We start from the raw sequence: 20,557 nt of genomic DNA on the forward strand, positions 1-20,557 counted from the left end.
GCCTTACGAGGGCCGGCAGGTTTCTTCGGGAACAGTAAGCCTCTGCATGCAAATAACTAAGTCCAAAGGATAGCATCACGGTATCTTCTGACGAAAGGGATACCGTATCAAAAAAGTTACATCAAAGTAACAAAACTCTTATAAAACCGGCTTTATGTAACCATTGTCATACATTTTGAACGACCAGTCCTACTATCCTCCCCCTTTTGTCACGTACTTTTGCCTCGTATCAAACAAACAACAACTTAATTCATTCCATTTATCAGCATGAAGATATTTTATCTGACAATACTGTTCGCCTACCTTTCCCTGGCAACCCTTCCGGCAAAAGGAAGAAAGGTTTACATATCGCCTTTACCCCGGACAGCGGTGCCCGACGGCTCCGTACAGGCTCCGTTCTCTACGATTGAGGAAGCTCTGTCTGCTTTATCTGCCGGGAAAGAAGAAAGTGCCGAACTGATTTTACTCGACGGCGATCATTTCCTGTCCGAAGGTATCCGGCTGTCTGGCAACACCTGTCCGGTCAAAGAACTGACCATTAAAGCCCTCAACTTACATAAAGCCGTCCTTCGTCTCGACAAACCGCTGGCAGGATACCTGAAACCGGTGACCGACGACCGGATCAGAAAACGGGTAAGGAAAGAAGCGGCAGACCGTATCCGGGAGATCGACCTGGAAGCACTCGGCATCCGGGTGGAAACTTTCCCCGAACGGTTCAAAGCCCGGGAGAATTTCCCGCAACTGATCTATCAGGAAGAACTGTTACCGCTTTCCCGTTATCCCAACGAAGGATATCTGTATATGAAAAAGGTTCTCGACAACTTCGGGAACGCAAAGAGAGGGGGTATCTTTGAATACGACGATCCCCGCCACGGCGCTTGGACGGAAGCACTTCCATCGGGTATATGGTTCACCGGCTACTGGAGGATCCCATGGCAGGCATGGACCGTAAAGATACAGGAAATCGACACCGTCCGCTGTATCGTGACACAGGCGGTAGGCATCGAAACGGAAAATGGGAAAGATGTCGGTATATTCGGAGGCATCGGCTCGAAATACGACCGTCCTTCCGGCTCGGGAAAAGAGAACTATTATGTGGAGAACCTGATCGAAGAGATCGACCGGCCCGGAGAATGGTGTGTCGACTTCACTTCCCATAAAATCTATTTCCTGCCCCCCGAATCTTTCGATGAAAGGCTACTGAGCTTGGTTTCACATCCGGGAACCTTGCTCGATATCATCGGAATGAAAGAGCTGAAACTGGAAGGCATCGTACTGAAAAACCATCTGGGAGATGGCATCCGCATCGCGGAAGGGGAGAAGAATCTCATTGCCGGATGCAGTTTCCGGAATATCCTGGGAAACGCAGTATCCATAACCGGAGGAAAGGAACACCGGGTACAAAGCTCCGATTTCAGCCATATCGGGCGGACCTGTATCGAGGTGTCGGGCGGTGACCGCCCATCCCTGCAAACCTGCGGTCATAGCATCGACAATAATTATTTCACCCGCTTCGGAGAGATACAGCAGAGTTATGCCCCTGCGGTAAAAGTCGGCTTCTATGAAACCGGGATAGGAATTCACGAAGGGAATGCGGTCGGGATAAAGGTTTCCCATAACCTCGTCCACAATGCTCCCCATGCCGCTTTCATTTATGGAGGAAACCTGAACGTCCTCGAATACAACGAGGTGTTCGATATTGCCCGGAAGACTGGTGATGTCGGAGCGTTCTATGCCCGCTGGGACTGGACTTCAAGAGGGAATGTGGTACGGAATAATTTCATCCACCATATCCCCCGGGCAAATGCCATCTACGGGGACGACGGACATGCGGGCGATTCGATCTACAACAATGTCGTATATCGCGCTCTGGTCGGCACGATTATCGGTGGCGGACATTATAATTACATCAGCCACAATCTCTATGCCGGTTGTACTACAGCCGGCATCAGCATCGACGCACGAGGCAAACAACGCAATTATAATGCCGGTAACCCGGACTTTGCCGACCTGTTCCGTCTCTTCAGGATACCGGAAGGAACCTGGGACAACCGCTTTCCCGGAATCAGCACTTTCCTGGAATGTCCTCATCTGGAACTCCCCCAGGAAAACGAAATAAGCGATAACATTTTCATCGACTGCAAGGAGGGCGTCCGGAAAGAAGGCCAAGAAGATGATTTCAGATATTCAAGGATAGGAAAAAACAACTGCTTACAACTTCCAGCACCGGACTTCGATGGAGTGATCTTACACAAGGACTTGAAACGAATACCCGAAGTGCAGCCAGACGAACGGTACGAACTGAAGAAATGTGGCTTGTATACCGATCACTACCGGACGGTGTTACCCGACAGAAAGCAATTACTGGATTCGATTGGGAAGCAGGAAGCCGGATTCGATTCGCTGAAAGACCAACAGACCACCAACCGGCACTTCTAAAGAAATAAGTTATTAATAGATATATATTCAAGTATTTATGAAGAAGATATTAGCATGTACCCTCCTGTTTCTGGCGGGAGTACAGGGATTGTTCTCCCAAAACAGGCAGAAAGAGACTTCACCCACAGTCATCATGGATATGGTCCATCATAACCCGGGCGAGGCTTTTACGAAAACCCAATTCAACGCCCCGTCCACGCTGGCGGACTACCATTTCAACGCGCAAGTCATTAACGAGTTCCAGTCGGTACATTGTGCCGTCACCTACGAGTCGCTGAATCCGGCGATCTTCCCGGCAGGCTCTCCGGAAAGAAAGTGGGTCGACTCGCTGGCAACGCGCATCGACCGGAAAATCGAAGAGATACATAAGCACCATCTGAAAGCCTACTATTTCACCGACATCATCGTCCTTCCCCAAAAACTGGTGGAGATATACAAAGACGAAATCTGTGATGCCGCCGGACGGGTAGACTTCAGGCGTCCGAAGACACAGGAGATACACCGTATCATGTTACGAGAGATATTCGACCGGTTCCCAACCCTCGACGGGCTGGTGATCCGTGTTGGCGAAACTTATCTGCACAATATCCCTTACCATACCGGCAACAATCCTATACCCCGCGACGAGAAATCGTGGGACCATAACTTCTCGTACAAAAGCGACGGAGGAGAAAAGATACACCGCGACCTGATCAACCTGCTGCGCGACGAGGTTTGTGTAAAATATAATAAGAAGCTGTTCTATCGTACCTGGGACTTCGGCTACTTCCATACCAATCCCGAATATTACCTAAACGTAACCGATTACGTCCCCATCCACCCGAACCTTTATTTCTGCATCAAGTATGTACAGGGCGATTATCACCGCACTTATAAATTCAATCCGACGCTGGGAATCGGGCAGCATAAGCAGGTGGTAGAGATACAATGCCAGCGGGAATACGAAGGGAAAGGTGCTTATCCCAACTATATAGCCGACGGACTGATCAACGGATTCGAGGAACTGAAGAAAGATACGGTCATCCATAGCCTCCGTCAGTTAAAGGAAACGCCCAATTATGCCGGTATCTGGACCTGGTCACGCGGCGGCGGATGGGTCGGACCTTATATCAGCAACGAGCTATGGTGTGATGTCAATACATTCGTTCTGGCGGAGTGGGCGAATCATCCGGAACTGGACGAGAAAGAGATTTTCGCTCGGTATGCCGCGTCAAAAGGCTTCCAAGGAGAAGATATAGAACGTTTCCACCGGATATGCCTGCTATCGGCAGACGCGATCGTCAGGGGACGTGCTTCCCTGGTACAGCCCATCAATGTCTGGTGGACACGCGACCAGTTCATCGGGGGAGAAAAGGAACTGGAGAAGGATTTCAGGCAGATTGTCGAAAAGAAGCTGGTGGATGCCGTCCTTGCCGAGAAAGCCGAAAGTGTAAAGATATGGGAACAGATCAACGCAATTGCAGGAGCGATTGGGAGCGGAGACAAACCGGTTGCCGATTATATCCGGACATCTTCCCGATACGGTCTGCTGCTGTATTCCATTTACGAACAAGGATGGATCATTTTGCTAAAAGGTTATGAAGGAGAGATGACAGGCCATTTCAACAAGCCATTGATCAGAAAAGCGATAAAAAGATATGACAAGCTATGGAAAGATTACCGGAAGCTGAAAGAAACGAAAGCGGACTGTGCGACACTTTACCTGCCGTATGGTTTCAACTTCAGCTTGCCTCCTGCTTATCACGATGAAAATGGAATAAAGAAAACCGTCGACAAATACAGGAACTTATAAAAAAAGGGACTGTCCAAAAAGTCATTCTTTCGTCCTTGAGAATTGAATATTTGAAATCAATCTCAGATAGGTATCCGAAATACTTTTTAGACAACCCCTTTTTTCAATGAAGCACCGCAGGAACCAAACAACGTAAGTTATTTTTCCACCACCAGCCAGGTATTTCCGCGGGCAGGAATAGTCACCTTGATGTCTACCGTATAGTCTCTGTTCAGCTTATAGGTAACCGGAGCGTTCTCTTTCTCCCTAATCTTCGCTACATCGGAGATACCGGTGTAATAAAGCGGAAGCCGGATCGTACGAGTGATCGCCTTGTCGGTCGGGTTAAACAATAGGGCAAAACCTTTCTCCTTCCCTTCCGGATCGACATGCATGAAACCGTCCCAGTCGCGTCCGTCGGCACGGCGCAGATGGATCAGTTCGCTGTTCAGGATAGTCCGGTATTTCTTGTACCAGTCGATCACCTCTACTACGGCTGCTTTCGTTTCCGGTGTATCATACAGACGCGGACCGCGGTAACAAGCCTGTACCCCCGCACCGTAATTCTGGATCATGTGCGCCTTATAGTCAGGGATATGATCTTTCAAAGGTTCGAGCGTAGCGGCAGCCCCACCGCCATGATATTGGGTAAGCGGAACGAATGTCCAGCACATACCCGGCAGGCGCTCCCACAAGCCATCGTACATCACCTGGCGTCCCAACACCAACTGCCGTTCGCGGGGAAGCGACCAGTTTACTTCACGGTAACCGATACCGACTTTCGTACCACCGTTCAACATATAACCGAAATCGGGTATATTGGTATAAATGCCATTCTCACACATCCATTGGTACAGATTCACAATCTGCTGGCGTTGTTTCCACTGGGAGTCTTTCAAACCCTTATGATGGGCATGGCTGGTCGAAGCACAGACATTGCCCGGATACGAACCGTCGTTCTCAAAGACTGTCATTCCTGTCTTCTCGTAGAAAGAACGTATCTTGCGGAAATAATCGTATCCCCATTCACTGGACAGGCAGGGAGAACTGCCGAAGATCATACCGCCGCGCTTTCCTGTTTCGGGATTGATCACGTCGACCTCATCGCTGATCCAGCGGCTGGACAACAGGGAATAACCGCCCAGTTCGATACCCTTGGAGTTGGCATATTCGGTGAATTCCTTGAATTTGGCGATATTCGCTTCGCTCTCATCCTCCATATTCAGTCCCGAACCGAAGCTGAGGATCACCATCTCATAACCGGTTTCCGCACACTGGTCGATAGCCGTCTTCACCACCTTCGGATCGGAAGATACACAATGCAGGAAGATCGGGTTTTCAGTCGTCCACGGGGCGATCTTACGGTACATCCGCTTCAGGAAAAGCCCTTTCCGGTCACGGTCATCGCTGTCGAAAGGCATCAGCCAGGTACGGAAGCTACTGAACTTAGCACCGTCGGGGATATCTTCGTCCGGCCCCATGGGCAGTTTTACCTCCAGCAAGCAAGGAGTAAGCAGCGGATAATTACATTGTGAAGTATAGCGGGGGTCGGTATTCCAGAATTCCGTGCGGTCGGCCTCCCGTTCGGTAAAGCCGAGAAACGCCCAGTCGCTCTCGACATGGATATTCGGTTTCAGGAACTGCTCCGGCCTTTTGGCTTCCACCGGTGATTCCGGTTCTGCCATCGCCAGTTGCTCCAGGGTAAATTCATCCAGCGTGATTCCCATACCGCTCTTATTCTCGATCTCCATCCATTTACTGATACAGGGAATACCGTCATAGAGGGCATAATTCAGTTTCACCTTCACACCTTTCAGGTAATCCGGTCCTTCCAGATAGAAAGAAAGTACCTTCCCTGTCGTTTCGCCCGGCTTCACCAGCGACCAGCGTTTGTTCGCCCAGTCGATACGGGGAGACAGTTCAGTAATATCGAACCCGGTCACACGGAACGAATTCGGAAGGATCGTCAGACTGTCGACCCATTTATATTGCGTATAGCCATACTCAAACTGCCCGTCGAGGCCGCCAAGCGTATACACTTTATCATCGATTTTCAGAACACCTTCGTTACTGACGGCACGCAGCATACTTTCCCCTGTCATCTGGTTAACCAGGTCGACGGTCGCCAGGTTCGGATAGATACGGAAGATACGGCTTACCAATCCATTGGAAAGGACAATATCTTTGCCATTATGCGTCTGATACACGCCAGCCTTCACCCCTTTGGCATCGAGCAGCCAGTCCGACTCCGGACGCGCCACCGGCAAATCGATGGCAGGCAGAGCAGCAACCTTACTGCGCAACGCCCTTTCCACCTCAGCAGGCATTGTCTCGATAGCCCCTTTATAATCGGCATTCACCAGCGAAGGCTTGATCTCGTTATAAGAAAAAACAGGTTCGATCCAATCGGCATGATCACCGCTTACACCGTCGCCTCCATCTTCAACGACCAGTTCCAGTACGTCGATCCCTGAAACATCGAGCGACACCTCACGAGCTTTCTCACCTCCGCGGACCATGCCACTGTTATACAACTCCTTTCCGTCACCCACCAGGCGAAAGACAACGCTTCCCTTATCAAAGGAGCCATCACCGGCACCTACTCCGACAAACTGCTTCTTTCCTCCGGTACCGTCGGTCCGGTAAAACAGCATCGTTCCGTCCGTCATCGGTATCTTACTGAAATCATCTTTTTTATAATCCAGCGAACGGTCGTTCACACCCACCTTGCAGGTAAACAACCCGGTATTCTTCCGCAGACTCAGCTTGATCTTGCTGTTTGCCTGTACGCCTACCCCTTGTCCGAAATGCTCACCGCCTACCGTCAGTTTCTCACCGGTAACGGCCGCGTTCTTCATCGGCGAACCATACTGCTGGTAGGCCAGGGATAAATCCATATCCGGCAGGGATATTTTATTCTGGGCACTGATATCCCAGCTTGAAAAGAAAAATCCTCCCATAAGGAGAAATAAAGAGATCGTCTTTTTCATGTTAGTCAGAAATTAGAATATATATAAGTCCCCAAAGATACTTAAAACATCTCCGGAGACCGCATTAGTAATATACAACATCAAATCATCGCCTATTTTCCCCAGGCCTTATTCGGGGTATCCCCCATCCATAACTCCAACAAGCCTCCGTCCGAAAAGACTGCATGAGGTATCCGGAAAGAGTTGTATTCTTTTCCGTTAAGTCGTGCACGCTGGATATAACAATTGGCTGCCGAGTTATTGTAAGTCTTTATTTTAAAGGTTTTCCCCTTGTAATAATCAGTATCCAGCGAAATAGTCACCTCGTCGAACACCGGACTTGTTATATCGTATTGCGGATCACGGGAAGAACCGCCGTCCAAGGCAAACAACCCGATCGCCATCAATGAGCTCACGCCGCCCATCTGTCCCTGGTCTTCATCATGCCCGCCATATCCCCTGTCGGGAGTAACCGCCCCGTAAGCCTGTTCCTTCACCCGGCGCACCCAGTATTGAGTCAGCCAAGGTTTCCCAGCATGCGAAAAGACATGTGCATTCGAACAACCCGGCTGGTTCGCATAACTGACATAACCACTGCCGTATCCATAGACAAAATCTGTTGACTCCGACTGCTTGAAAGCAAAATCCAACTTACTGCAAAGACTGTCATTTCCTCCCATCAACCTTGCCAACACAGGGATATCGTGCGAAAGTCCGAACGTCGCCTGCCAAGCGTTGGCCTCTACATATCCGTTACCGCTCAACGGATCGGTATGTACCCATTCACCGTTTGCCTTCTTCGGCAGGATCAGTCCCAGTTCTTTATTAAAAGAAGCAGGCCAGCCTGTAGCCCGTTTATGGAAATAGTTATAATCGCTTTTCTTTCCCATTTTAGCTGCCATTTCAGCCAAAGCCCAATCTTCAAACGCCCACTGGATGGTCAGACCGGCATTACCGGGACAATATCCGTTACGAACATAAAAATCCAACTCCTTATCCATTCCCAAGGCCAGCATTCCTCCTTTGGAATGATTCCGTTTCATCGCCTTGAACGCTTTTTGCTGATCCCACTTCCTAGTCAGTCCTTTTTGGAAAGCACTCGTGATAAGTGAAGTTGCCGGACATCCCGTCATGATATACGAATAACCACCGGCACAAGGTCCGCGGGGAAGCAGATTTCCATTCACATCGTATTCCAGCAAAGAAGCCGCAAAATCATCCAATACCGAAGGATAAGCCAATCCCCAGAGCGTATTCAGGTTCCATTGTGTCAACCAAAACGCATCGGAGTTATACATATGATGTTTCACCTTCCCTTCCCGATCCTTAGCCAGTTGCCTTACATGGAAACGGATATTTTTCGTCTGTGCCCCTACCCGGGTACCATCGGTATAATCCGGATATTCACCGTTATAATCATCCAGCTTATGCCTTCCCAGTAAAGAATGCCACAAATCGGTATAGAACTTCATTTGTTGGTCATGGCTTCCTCCTTTCACATCGATCCGTCCCAACCATTCATTCCATTCCTGCTGTGACTCCTGCCGTACCCGGTTAAAATCCCAGTGGCTGCAATCCTGCTCCAGGTTCTCCCAGGCATTGTCCGTACTGACATAAGAGATAGCCACCTTCATCAGTACCTGTTCGCCCGGTTGTACCTGATAATTCGCTTTCACACCTGAAGTGGGAGCATCATGATAACTCATTCCCTGGTTGCTCGGAATACTTTCTCCGGCTCCCTGCAACTCGCTGATATCTTTGAACTGCTCCGATCCGACCCAGCCGTCCAACGACTTGAAAGGAGTATCGAATGTAACGGCAAAATAAATCCTGACCACATCGGGACCGCCCCACAAGCGTCCGGTCGTATCGAAATAGCCTTCCACACCTTCATTTCCCTTTTTATAAACATGGGCATTTACCATTGTCGAAGTGCCGACATAACCACCCAGGTTCAGCAAAATATCAGCCGGATTTTCCTCCGTATACGTAAACCGGTAGAAGCTGACACGATCGGTAGCTGTCTGCTCCACCCACATTTTATAAGTATCCAGAAACAACCTGTGATAACCCGGTTGTACAATCTCTCCCTGATGCAGGAAAGAAGATTTCCAGGACTGTTCTCCTCCCGTCGGGTCCACCTCGCCCGTCACCGGCATCACCGTCAACCCGGACAGCATCCAGCAATGGATCTGCGGGAACCCCAGCACTTCCGTCGAATTATAATTATACCCGCCTCCATACTGATTCTTGTTTCTTGTCAGAGGCGCCGCCCCTATCATCCCATAAGGTTGATTCCCTGTGATAAAGAAAAAATACCGTCCGCGGGCAGTCTCGATATAAGGATTTACCCAGGATACATGATCCGTATAATCATCGGGAGAAGGAAACACCTCGATCTCCGAAAGCCCTACCTGCGTACCGGCGGCATCAGTCACCTCGAACCGTACCCACTCGACCTTCCGCGACTCAAACTCAATCTCTTTGGGAGTCCCGTCATTAGCCATTCCCCAGACATTGATCGTACTACCGTCACTGAAATGCAATACGCCTCCGGCTACATGTGCCTCCATGGCCGGACGGTCATACAGAATAATTTTATTGATATTCACGGGGCGTTCCCAGTCCAACTGTATCCAGGGATAATCGATCTGTCCCCCAGAAAGTCTCCGTACTTTTAGATACCCATTCCCCTTTTCCCGGTACCCGTATCAGGCCATCGGTCACCTTTGCCGCATCGTGACCGGCATCAATCGAAGAGGAAGCCGATACACGTGCTTGCGGGGCAATATTATAAGGCGTAGCCCAACTAATAGCCGGATAACTCCCCAGCAACATCAACAAAAAGGAGAATAAATTTATTATTTTCTTCATATGGAAGCACTTTATAATTCAATACAAATATAAGTCGTTATCGCCTTAAAATCAACAAAATACATGTTTGTTTTCGAAGAAAATTATTGTCCTGTAAGGCTTGGGACACCCTGTGGGACAACAAACTAAACAATAAGCTTATTCCCCTACCTCTTATGAATAAGCCCATTAACTCATCCTTCAAAACAACTCCGATAACATCACTGGGACAACCGCATGGACACCCTCTTAAATATATAAATATAATATATATAAAACTGTTTTTTTAATTTGAAAAAAGCAACACTACTGTGCCAACCAACTTGACACTATAGTGCTACTTACCATAGCACTATAGTCATACAACCAATAGGACTATAGTTTGACCAAAAACCCCCATTTCATCGAGGATTTTTCTTATTTTATGACGAAATCGGTACCTGTTGAGACCTGTATTTTAATACCTGCTAATACGAGCCACGAAGCCACCGCCCGACATCAATTCTTCTTTAAGCCGCTGGCCGGAACGAACCTTACTATCCTTAACCTCAATCAACTTCCGGTTTCCGGGAGTATCCGATGCCATTTCCATCTTATATTTCCCTTTAGGCAGGAAATCCAGTTTTATATCGAGCATTTTCGGTTCTTCCCCGTTGAGCACCGTCAGATACCACACATCTCCTTTTCTACGTGCCAAAGCGGCCAGTTTCCCGATCTCGCTTTCCGGCAATACAACCGTTTCATCCCAAGTTACAGGGACACTTTCTATAAACGAGCGACCCGGTGACGACAACATGTCTTCCATATCCGCTGCAAAGATCAACATCGGCGAAGTAAACATATAGATAGACGACAACTGATGCGCGAAAGTCACCGAAGGATGACAAAAAGCACGGAAATTCATCGGCGTATAATCGGCCGGACCGACTAGCCAACGGGTAAAAGGCAATACGGTATTATGATACGGCCAAGGTGGTCCGGGAGCCCAGCTATTTTCGCCACCGACACATTCCAAGCCTCTTACAGCCTCTTTTGCCAGTAGATTCGGGTAGGTATACGAATCTCCGGTAGGTTTATTTACACCGTGGAAGATCACCATCAGCTTTTCTTTGGCGGCATCCTTCAATATGTTTTCCATCAGGTTTACCGTAAAAGCATTCTCGGTATGAAAAAAGTCTATCTTTAATCCTTTTACACCCACTTCGGCGCATTTCTTCATAAAGCCTGCACGTTCAGCCGGATCGACCAAACCTATATCCGACTTGTTGCCAAATCTGGGAGATGAGGCTCTCCATACCCAGATATCTACATTCTTCTCACGGGCATAATCGACCAACTCTTTCAGCATCTCCCATTTTGTCCGGCCGTTAGCCTCTTTCTCTGTCTGCTGCCACAATTCCCAGCCATCATCCACTACGACCGACTCTATACCTAATTCGGCACATCCATCCACATATTTCTTATGGTTGGCTATGCTCAAACGGTCGTTACCTTCCACCAACCACGTGAATGTAGCCCTACCAGGCTTAATCCAATCCGTTTTCGCACCGTCAGGGAAAAGCGTTTTATCAGGTTGGTCGGATACCTGGGCTATAATCCGGTTATTCACCAGACCGTTCAAATCTTTTGCCAGCATAAGGACACGCCAGGGAGTAACAATTTCCCGGCTCCCCTCTTTCGGAGACACGATCCACGGTATATCACGCACTTCTTCATGCCAGTATTTCGTAGGCGGAAGGCCGGTAACTATCCCTGTTTCCATATGTCCCTTATTCTCCACATATCCGAACCGGACACAGTTCGGAGCCGTCCCCAGCAAGACAGCTCCATGATAATTAAACAGATTTGCTTCCGTTATCGCCGCATAAATCCCATTCGGCAGACGAAAGGTCGCAGGCGGAGCCAGCAATTCACCTTCTATATGATCGGTCTCCCGTTCCTGATATTCTTGTAGCCAGCCATATTGGAAAGGGCCACTGGCATACCAGGCTTTAGTTTGCGATGGAAAGATAAATGAGGTCTCTTCCCCATAAATACATACAGGTCCATCTGCCGGAACGCGGTAACGCAGGGCAATCCCGTCAGGAAATATCCGGGCATCCAAAAAGAAACGGCTACCATCGACTTGTTGGAACTCATAGACCAGGGTATTGTTCTCCTTTTTCTCCTTGCTCAACTGTTGAGCATCTTTCCCTAACAAACGGTGATCAACATTCAAACCTAAAGGTGCTTCCCGGATAACTGAATTTTCCTCATAAGAGACATCCAGCACCAATTGTTTATCGGCGTTCGCCTCTATTTTCAACTTTACCGGGGTAGCACCGGTAACAGCGTCTACCGCCTCTCCTTTCGCCACCTGACTTATATTCAATAAGAACAGAGCTATGGCTAAAAACTTCGTTATACGATTATTCATCTTAAGTTATATTAGGCTTCAAAACATTGAAATGGTAAAAATAAGAAACAAATCCAATAGATACTTTTATAAAATACGGGATTTATTTTGCAAAATCCGAGATTAAGGAAAGAAAACTATCCGCACCTCATAAAGATAGCGGATGCGATTAAATAAGCAACGGAAATGATAGAATATTCTGTTTTCTTGTGTTTTACTAAAAAAATTATCCTTACTTTGCCATGACAAATTAACCACTATAAAGAGAGGTTCCGCATGTCTTCAAAAAAATCAGTCCTGCGAAAGACTTCGGCAGGACTGAACTTTTCAACTAGATTACAACTGTAACCACAGCCTTCGGGGCAATTATCAATTCCGATAATTTATGTTCTCCCGTATATTCCAGATTTTTATCCATATCAGTAACATACATTTTCCCTTTGGTTGAATTACCACATCTAATCTTCACTTCTTTCTGCTTATCCTCATAATTGATAAAGACCAACACTACCTTTTCCCCATCCGTATAAGCAGAACTCATTAACGAAGTTGCCGCCTCCAGTTCAGAAATTTCCGGTTTTCTATCCAACGAAATCCTCCACATTCCCGGACGAATAAACAGACTAAAATTACCTGTCGCCCACAGCATCTTCGTAGGACTTACAATTCCGTCATATTTCAAACTTTCGGCTGTTGAATGCTCTTTAGGCTTCAACTGGATAGGAACATCTTCACCCAAAGAAACAGCAGTCCACCACTGCCATGCCGATGCATTGGCTACCGCCAAATCAGTATGGATAATCCGTGCAACATATAATCCAAGATTCAGACTTTTGGCAGGGGAAGGTTCACCGGATATTTCATCATTTTTCTCCAAAATACAATATTCCGAAGCCCAGAACTTAGTACCATTATCAGCCGCCGACAGAGCCCCACGTATTTTCTGTCTCAATCCAACCAATGTTTTCGCTGGGTAAGCACTCCAATAATCATGGGCAGAAACACAATTATACACATTGGGCATCCCCATAATATTGTACTGTCCTTTACGAGTAAAAAACTCTTCTATGATATTATCCGGCATTGTCAGACTGGTGTCGCAGTCGAACAAATACTTCATATCAGCCGCCTCTCCAAACACAATTTTCGATGAAACGCCATGTCTGGTTAATGCTTTATCCAATTCTTCGACAAGCATATAAGCATCTTGATTGGTTGCAAAACTACCTTCCTGCCACTTATTTTCTCCCCAATCAATCTGAGGTTCATTTATAGGACTTATATACCTGACATTAAAACCTTCATCAATGAAATGCCTGGTTGTTAACGCCAGAAAATGGGCAAAATCATCGAATTTGTCATGCTGCAAATTAATCCTCTTCTTATCCGACGCCAATGTCGAACCACTTCGCGTCATAAAATAAGGAGCCGAATTGGTAAAAAACAGAAAGTCATCGACTCCTCTTTCTTTTGCCGCCTTCATAAACCACTGCTGTCCGGCCTGCTTACTAAAATCATACGAGCCATCCGGTGATAAAAAACACTCTGTACGATTCCAGGTGCTCGTGACTTCTTTATTTTCCCGGTTTTCAAAACTCCCGGCACCAATATTCACTCTCCAGTTACTCAGACCTATACCAATCGGATTTCCGTTGGTATCCATCTTCGTACTAAAAAGTAAGTCAGCAATCCTTTCGCGTTTTTCCACCGGCCAATACCGACCGACAAAAGCGATCCTCCAGGCATCCGATGCCCCGAAATTATCGATCACCTGATATTTTATATCTTTCCTTACCTGAAACATCACCGGTTTCTCTTTCTTTTGCGTAACTCCGGCAAAAAGATTCGGAATAATACAGGCAGAAAGAAACAGCAAACCTAGATATCTTTTTAATAATCCATATACCATAATCATTCCTTTTATTCAAAATTTGTTTGAACCAGATTCGGATTTCGGTCTAGTTCCGATTGTGGTATAGGAAGATAAGTATTTTTGAAGGAACGTATTTCCAATACGACTTTATTCTCCTCTCCAGTTTTGATAACAGCCCGTTCTTCCTGAGGAATATTCGTATCCATAATGACTGTACCATAGTTGGTTGCATAAATAGGTCCGTTAAGTACTTCTTTTGCAATACCCCATCGTATGATATCACTACGTCTTAATCCTTCGAATGCAAACTCAACGCGTCTCTCACGCCTTAACAACTCACGCAAGGTTGCCTGTGTCGAATATTTATTTCTATCTACCATCGGCATCCCGGCACGTTTCCGCACCTCATCCATCAAATTGCAGGCTTCATCAAGATCTCTGTTGAGCTCGATCAATGCTTCTGCCTTTGATAAAAGCACCTCGGCATAACGAAAAACAATAAAATCGAGTCCTGTATTGTTGATATCCGAATATTGCGTAAGAGGCGACATATATTTACAGCATGTATATCCCGATTGTGAAGCATTACGTGAATCATTTGCATTATCCTTGTTCGGTTTCCCGTCTATAGTCCTATCGAGTGTATTATATATTCTGTAAACGCCGTTAGGATTCACCCAATCTGCTCCGGAGTACAAAACTGTTGCATAAAAACGGGGATCTCTATTCTTATAAGGATGAACCGGGTCATATTCTCCGTTTTTTTCAGCTTCTTCGATCGTCAGACCGGAAGATGTTTCATAAGCGTCGACCAAGCTTTGTATAGGAACAAATGCCGACCATCCCCCGTCGTTCGCATTACAAAATTCAATAATTGTCTGATTCTTATAATCATTCTCCACCTTTTTAGCAGCCAGGATAATCTCGCAATTATCTTCATTCGCTTCTTTAAACAAATCAGCATAAGGAGTCGTTCCGGCAGTAAACAAATTATAAACCCCCAGTTTCTCTATTTCATCGGCTGCTGCAATCGCTTCTTCATACTGCTTGTAATACAAACACATTCTCATTTTAAGTGCCAATGCCGCCCCTCTTGTGATACGACCAGACTCTTTAGGTGTAACATCCAAGTTTCCATCTGCCGAAAGCTCATTCAATTCATCCAATATAAATTTAACTATATCAGTTTCGGGCGATGCCGGTATTTTGGATTCTTCCAATGTAGATATAACTTCTGTTACCAAAGGAATATCTCCATAGGCTGTCGCCATCATATAATATCTCCAGGCACGAAGAAAGCGAACCTCATTCCTCAGTTGTTTCAGCCTGTTCGGATCTTTAAACGGAACTTCGGTGTTTTCGGTAAGAGCCAAGAAATTATTACAACGAGTGATCAAAGTATAATCAAACCATCCGATTCCTGGATTTGAATGCGTCGCTTTTCCGTTGGCATAAGCAGACCAATTCGTATTGATGGCACAATAGCCATTATCACTAAACACATCATTATAAACAGTAAACGTCTGATCCACATAGCCATCATAACAACCGACCACTAACATTTCAATATCTTTTTCTGTTTTCGGGAAAGTAGCAGTCGATAAAGAATCTTTAGGTGCACGATCCAGAGAACAAGAAGTAACCAGAATACCTATAATGAATAAAAATAATATCTTTTTCATACGATTAATCTTTATAAAGTGATAGAAATTCCAACCGAATTAGTTGTTATATGCGGATAATATGCTCCCCAACCGCTCGGAGCCTCAGGATCGATTCCTTCCGGACATTTTTTTATTGTCAGCAGATTTTGTCCGCTGTAATAAATACGGACAGAAGTTATCTTCATATTAGTACACCATGTCTTAGGGAATGTAAAGCCTACCTGTACATCCTTCAATCTCAGATAATTCGTATTGACCAGCCAGAAATCAGAAGTTGTCACTTCCGGCATATTATAAGTTCTGAATTTGGATGCACGCGGCATTTTATTCGTCGGATTTTCAGGAGTCCACCTATCCAACCACAACTTAGAAGGATGACCTGAATCACCGTTAAATTCACCGTACATTTCATCCGTAAAATAACGGGCAACGCCTGCCGCCCCTTGGAAGAATAAAGAGGCATCAAATAACTTCCATTTAGCCCCCAGATTAATACCAAATGTAAACTTAGGATTTTCTGAGTTCAGAATAATCTTATCCTTTTCATCGATGACATTATCCTTATTCCTATCGACCAGCTTAATGTCTCCTGGTATCAGACGTGCATTGTCAATCATCGTATATTTAGGAGCCTTATCTATCTCTTCCTGACTCTGGAAAATTCCGTCAGACTGGTAACCGTAGAATGCCTGATACGGGCGACCAACCATTGTTATGGTGCGGCTACCTTTCTGGTCGTCGAGATCTCCCAGTGACAATACTTTGTTTTTATTATAGGCAAAATTCACACCGGCATTAAAAGCCACCTGACTAATCTGCTTATTATAATTCAGAGAGGCCTCAATACCTTTATTGCTCATCTCACCGATATTGTCATAATATCCTCCGTAACCAAAGGTAGTAGGAACATTAACCTGCATCAAAATACCCGTCGTTTTACGATTATACCAATCAAGAGTCATCGACAACGAATTCAGTACAGTCATATCCAAACCAACTCCCCAGGTATAGGTTGTCTCCCATGACAAGTCATTTATTTTATTATTTGTCTGTGCTGCTCCAGTATTGATTACATTACCAAAAGGATATTTAGGAGATGTAGAATATGTATTAATATACGGATAATAATCATTCGGAATTTCCTGATTTCCTAATACACCCCAGGAAGCTCTGACTTTCATATCATCAACAAAAGTACGTGTACCAGCCATAAAATCCTCATTAGATAAACGCCAGGCTCCGGAGAAAGAAGGGAACCATCCCCATCTATATCCTTTAGCAAAACGGGAAGAACCATCCCCTCTGATATTACCTTCGAACAAATATTTATTATCAAAATTATATTTAGCTCTTGCAAAGAATGAATTCATGGCAAGTTCACGGGTATATCCGCTATTAGTCATTCCGACAACCGAACCTCCGTTCAGGTCGGTTACATCCGAAGAAGGAAAGTCTTTCCTGTAGGCTTTCGTTTCCTTGTATTTATACAATTCCGAATGGAAACCAGCCAATAGATTAACCGTATGCTTTTCTATAAATGTCTTATCGTAAGTCAACATAGCATCTGCTTGTGTACGGTTATTCGTATAATAAGATTGTGTATACTGGGTAGGTCCGTCATATTTGGCTTCATTATATTGAATTTCTTTTCTATATAAATTATAATCCTGATTTTGTACATAATATGAACCGTTCACTCTGGCTACCAATCCATCCAGAATATCATAAGAAAATTCCGCAAAAGCTGTAATATAGTCATTCTGTCTTTCACCTTTTGCCCCCGAATCCTGGAAAGCAATCGGGTTACCATCACTGATTGTTCCATATGTACCATCTTCATTCTTATAGGGAACCATCGGAGATATTCTATTTACTTGGCGGTAAGTCTGTTCGCTTGTTCCCGAATCCCAGGATATCGGATTTGTAGGCTCCTGAATCAAAGAATTGACATAATCCAGATTTATTTTGGATTTTAACCGCTCTGTAATTTTCATATCCAAGTTTACACGCAGGTTGAACTGCCTGCTTGCTGCATTTTTCACTATACCTTCCTGTTTAGAATATCCCAGCGAAGTACGGTAATTTACCCATTCGGTACCTCCACCGACACTTACATTATGCCGGTTGGTAAATCCGGAACCCACAAAGAAAAGTTTATTCCAATCTGTATTTGGATGTCCGTACGGATCGGTTCCATTTGCATACAAGTCGATATCGGTCTGAGAATAAGGCATACGCTTTGTAGCCTGTTCCGGGGTAGCACCTTCGGATATAGCACCCCAATATTCTGCTTCATTAGTCAACTGAGCTAATTCTGCCGAACTGGTACGCGGCATCAATTCCGAAGGGGAAGACCACCCGAAAAGAGCGTTGTAATTGATCTTGGGAGCCCCCTGTTTTCCCCGCTTCGTGGTAATAAGAATTACCCCGTTAGCAGCTTTAGAGCCATATATAGCAGCTGAAGCAGCATCCTTCAAGACAGATATACTTTCGATATCCTGTGTATCCACTATATTCATATCTCCTTCGATACCATCAATCAATACCATCGGTGTCGATACATTGAAAGAGCCGACACCACGAATAAGTATTTTGCCGGCATCCATACCCGGTTGTCCTCCACTATTTGTAACAGTCATACCCGGAACCAGGCCCTGTAATCCCTGAGAGACATTGGATATTGCACGATTAGCCAAAGATTCTGAATTTACGGTAGCCACCGATCCTGTCAGGTTTACTTTTTTCTGGCTGCCGTATCCGACAACGACTACCTCATCCAACGCCTGAGTATCTTCCTCCAAAATAACAGTCAATACTGTATTGTTCCCCACTTTTACTTCTTTAGGACGATAACCTATATAAGAAATCTCAAGAGTCGAACCTTCCGGCACTTCTATATCAAAATTACCATCCAGATCAGAAATTACTCCATTTACGGTTCCTATCTGAACAATATTTGCTCCTATAACAGGTTCGCCATTCGCATCTGTTACGGAACCTTTCACTGACTTATTTTTACCAGTACTCGTATTTTGAGGCTCAGACTCGGCAAGAACTACCTGAGTATCCCCTTTTATAGTATAAGAAACAGGAATCTGCCCCACAATCTGTCCCATCACGGCTTCAATACCCTGATCGTTCACTTCAACGGTAATCGGAGTAGTCATACCAAGAAGTCCTTTCTTATAGAAAAAGCGGTATTTGCTCACCTTTTCAATTTGCTTCACCACTTCCGAAGCGGGTTTGTCTTTGATATGTATGGTTATCTGAGCGTGAATCTCCAGCAACGGAAAGGTTAACAAGATTGTCAGAAAAACCATCTGTTTAAATAAATGCTTCATGTTACTCATTTTTCTTTTAATTAGAAATAAGATGTAGATAAAATAAATGTTTGTAACTTTGTAAGCAGAAGAGTCCCGTTAACAACGGCCGGTCTCCTACATCGGCTGTATCAACATAAGGGATATCTGCAAAAACAGTAATGAGGAGGTAGCTCGAAAGAGTTACCTCTTTTTGTTAATTTTTTATTCCTTTCTCATAGGCGTTGTATTAGATTAGACATATTCGTTTTATTTTTCCGTACGGTTAACTCCTGCTAAGGAACCCTCTTTCTCAAAAATACAGTATCTCCTTTATTTTCATATACAACCGGAGTTGTCAGGTTAATAATGTCGATAAAGTTTTCAAGGTTGTTATTTCGAATGGTTCCTATGTAACATACTTTTTTCAAAGATTCGTCTTCTATACATATTGTTGTATTATACAGGCGACTCATAATATGGGTTATCTCCTCCAAAGACTCACCGTCAAATGTGATCTCATTTTTTCTCCAAAGAGCTATATTCTGCATACTCTCATCTTTGTACCGGGAAAAACTTCGGTTCAATAAATCGACCTTAACCGACTCATGCGGCTTGAGGATTGCCACATGACGATCATAGCTTACCCTGACAGAACCGGAAAATAACGATGCAATAATTTTATTATCATTCTGATACGCATTAACATTGAATGAAGTCCCCAAAGCTTCGACCTGCATACCTTTTGCTTCTACAATAAAGCGTTTATCCGGATTTTTGGCCACTTCAAAATAGGCCTCTCCTACTAATGTTACGTTACGTTCTTTCAAGCCATAATCTGCCGGATAACTAATTTTTGTATCGGAGTTCAGCCACACTTTCGTACTATCAGGCAAAGTAATGAATGCCCGTTGCCCTTTTTCTGCCAATACCGTGAAATTCTGTGTCGACAGTTGCTTTTGTTTATCGTTCATACGATAATTAACCAGGCCTAAAACAATGATAATACAAGCTACCGCAATCTGTGGCCAAACCTTCCATGAAAAACGTGAACGTAATAAAATAGTTTTAGTTTTCTTCTCATCCAACTCCCGGCTCAGCCTGCGGTACATACGTTCCTGTACATCCCTGGGCATCTCATCCGGACTCTCTTTCCATGCTGTCTCAAAAAGCATGAAGAACTCCTCTTTGGATGCGCACTGCCGGAACCATTCCATCAACTGCCGGTTTTCTTCTTCGGTAGTCGTACCTGCTATCAGACGGTGAAGTAATTCTATTCTCATTATTAATCCGT

The 20,557-nt window shown here is 45.2% G+C and carries 8 protein-coding genes and 1 pseudogene; 2 read left to right on the plus strand and 7 right to left on the minus strand.

The annotated features are described in order from the left end of the window. The first annotated feature begins 267 nt into the window (after positions 1 to 267). Entirely contained in the window at positions 268 to 2,439 is a 2,172-nt protein-coding gene (locus C825_RS01400; RefSeq protein ID WP_010801109.1) for a right-handed parallel beta-helix repeat-containing protein, read from the plus strand. A gap of 37 nt (positions 2,440 to 2,476) precedes the next feature. Continuing rightward, entirely contained in the window at positions 2,477 to 4,231 is a 1,755-nt protein-coding gene (locus tag C825_RS01405; RefSeq protein ID WP_010801110.1) for a hypothetical protein, read from the plus strand. 137 nt (positions 4,232 to 4,368) lie between these two features. Here C825_RS01405 and C825_RS01410 read toward each other — a convergent pair whose 3' ends face one another. The 7 genes and pseudogenes from C825_RS01410 to C825_RS01440 all read right to left on the minus strand — a co-directional run bounded on the left by C825_RS01410 (position 4,369) and on the right by C825_RS01440 (position 20,546). After that, positions 4,369 to 7,200: an NPCBM/NEW2 domain-containing protein gene (locus C825_RS01410; RefSeq protein ID WP_010801111.1), complete on the minus strand. Its 2,832-nt coding sequence runs from the start codon at positions 7,198 to 7,200 to the stop codon at positions 4,369 to 4,371. A 92-nt stretch (positions 7,201 to 7,292) separates the two neighbouring features. After that, positions 7,293 to 10,053 (minus strand): annotated as a pseudogene (locus C825_RS01415) (GH92 family glycosyl hydrolase). 436 nt (positions 10,054 to 10,489) lie between these two features. Next, positions 10,490 to 12,448, minus strand: coding sequence for a glycoside hydrolase family 97 protein (locus C825_RS01420; RefSeq protein WP_010801114.1), 1,959 nt, complete (start codon positions 12,446 to 12,448; stop codon positions 10,490 to 10,492). A 310-nt stretch (positions 12,449 to 12,758) separates the two neighbouring features. Further along, positions 12,759 to 14,336, minus strand: coding sequence for a glycoside hydrolase (locus tag C825_RS01425; protein WP_010801115.1), 1,578 nt, complete (start codon positions 14,334 to 14,336; stop codon positions 12,759 to 12,761). 11 nt (positions 14,337 to 14,347) lie between these two features. Then, a complete protein-coding gene (locus C825_RS01430) occupies positions 14,348 to 15,982 on the minus strand; it encodes a RagB/SusD family nutrient uptake outer membrane protein (RefSeq protein WP_010801116.1) in 1,635 nt (544 codons plus the stop codon). An 11-nt stretch (positions 15,983 to 15,993) separates the two neighbouring features. Next, positions 15,994 to 19,305, minus strand: coding sequence for a SusC/RagA family TonB-linked outer membrane protein (locus C825_RS01435; protein WP_228100113.1), 3,312 nt, complete (start codon positions 19,303 to 19,305; stop codon positions 15,994 to 15,996). Positions 19,306 to 19,559: 254 nt separating this feature from the next. Next, positions 19,560 to 20,546, minus strand: coding sequence for a FecR family protein (locus C825_RS01440; RefSeq protein ID WP_009860382.1), 987 nt, complete (start codon positions 20,544 to 20,546; stop codon positions 19,560 to 19,562). Positions 20,547 to 20,557 lie beyond the last annotated feature (11 nt).

It is taken from the genome of Parabacteroides sp. ASF519, from assembly GCF_000364265.2.
Classification (GTDB): Bacteria; Bacteroidota; Bacteroidia; order Bacteroidales; family Tannerellaceae; genus Parabacteroides; species Parabacteroides goldsteinii.

What these genes read in the sequence shown, in the direction of transcription:
- C825_RS01400 (WP_010801109.1), top strand. Translation starts at nt 268, where the DNA reads ATGAAGATATTTTATCTGACAATACTGTTCGCCTACCTTTCCCTGGCA.
- C825_RS01405 (WP_010801110.1), top strand. Translation starts at nt 2,477, where the DNA reads ATGAAGAAGATATTAGCATGTACCCTCCTGTTTCTGGCGGGAGTACAG.
- C825_RS01410 (WP_010801111.1), bottom strand. Translation starts at nt 7,200, where the DNA reads ATGAAAAAGACGATCTCTTTATTTCTCCTTATGGGAGGATTTTTCTTT.
- C825_RS01420 (WP_010801114.1), bottom strand. Translation starts at nt 12,448, where the DNA reads ATGAATAATCGTATAACGAAGTTTTTAGCCATAGCTCTGTTCTTATTG.
- C825_RS01425 (WP_010801115.1), bottom strand. Translation starts at nt 14,336, where the DNA reads ATGGTATATGGATTATTAAAAAGATATCTAGGTTTGCTGTTTCTTTCT.
- C825_RS01430 (WP_010801116.1), bottom strand. Translation starts at nt 15,982, where the DNA reads ATGAAAAAGATATTATTTTTATTCATTATAGGTATTCTGGTTACTTCT.
- C825_RS01435 (WP_228100113.1), bottom strand. Translation starts at nt 19,305, where the DNA reads ATGAAGCATTTATTTAAACAGATGGTTTTTCTGACAATCTTGTTAACC.
- C825_RS01440 (WP_009860382.1), bottom strand. Translation starts at nt 20,546, where the DNA reads ATGAGAATAGAATTACTTCACCGTCTGATAGCAGGTACGACTACCGAA.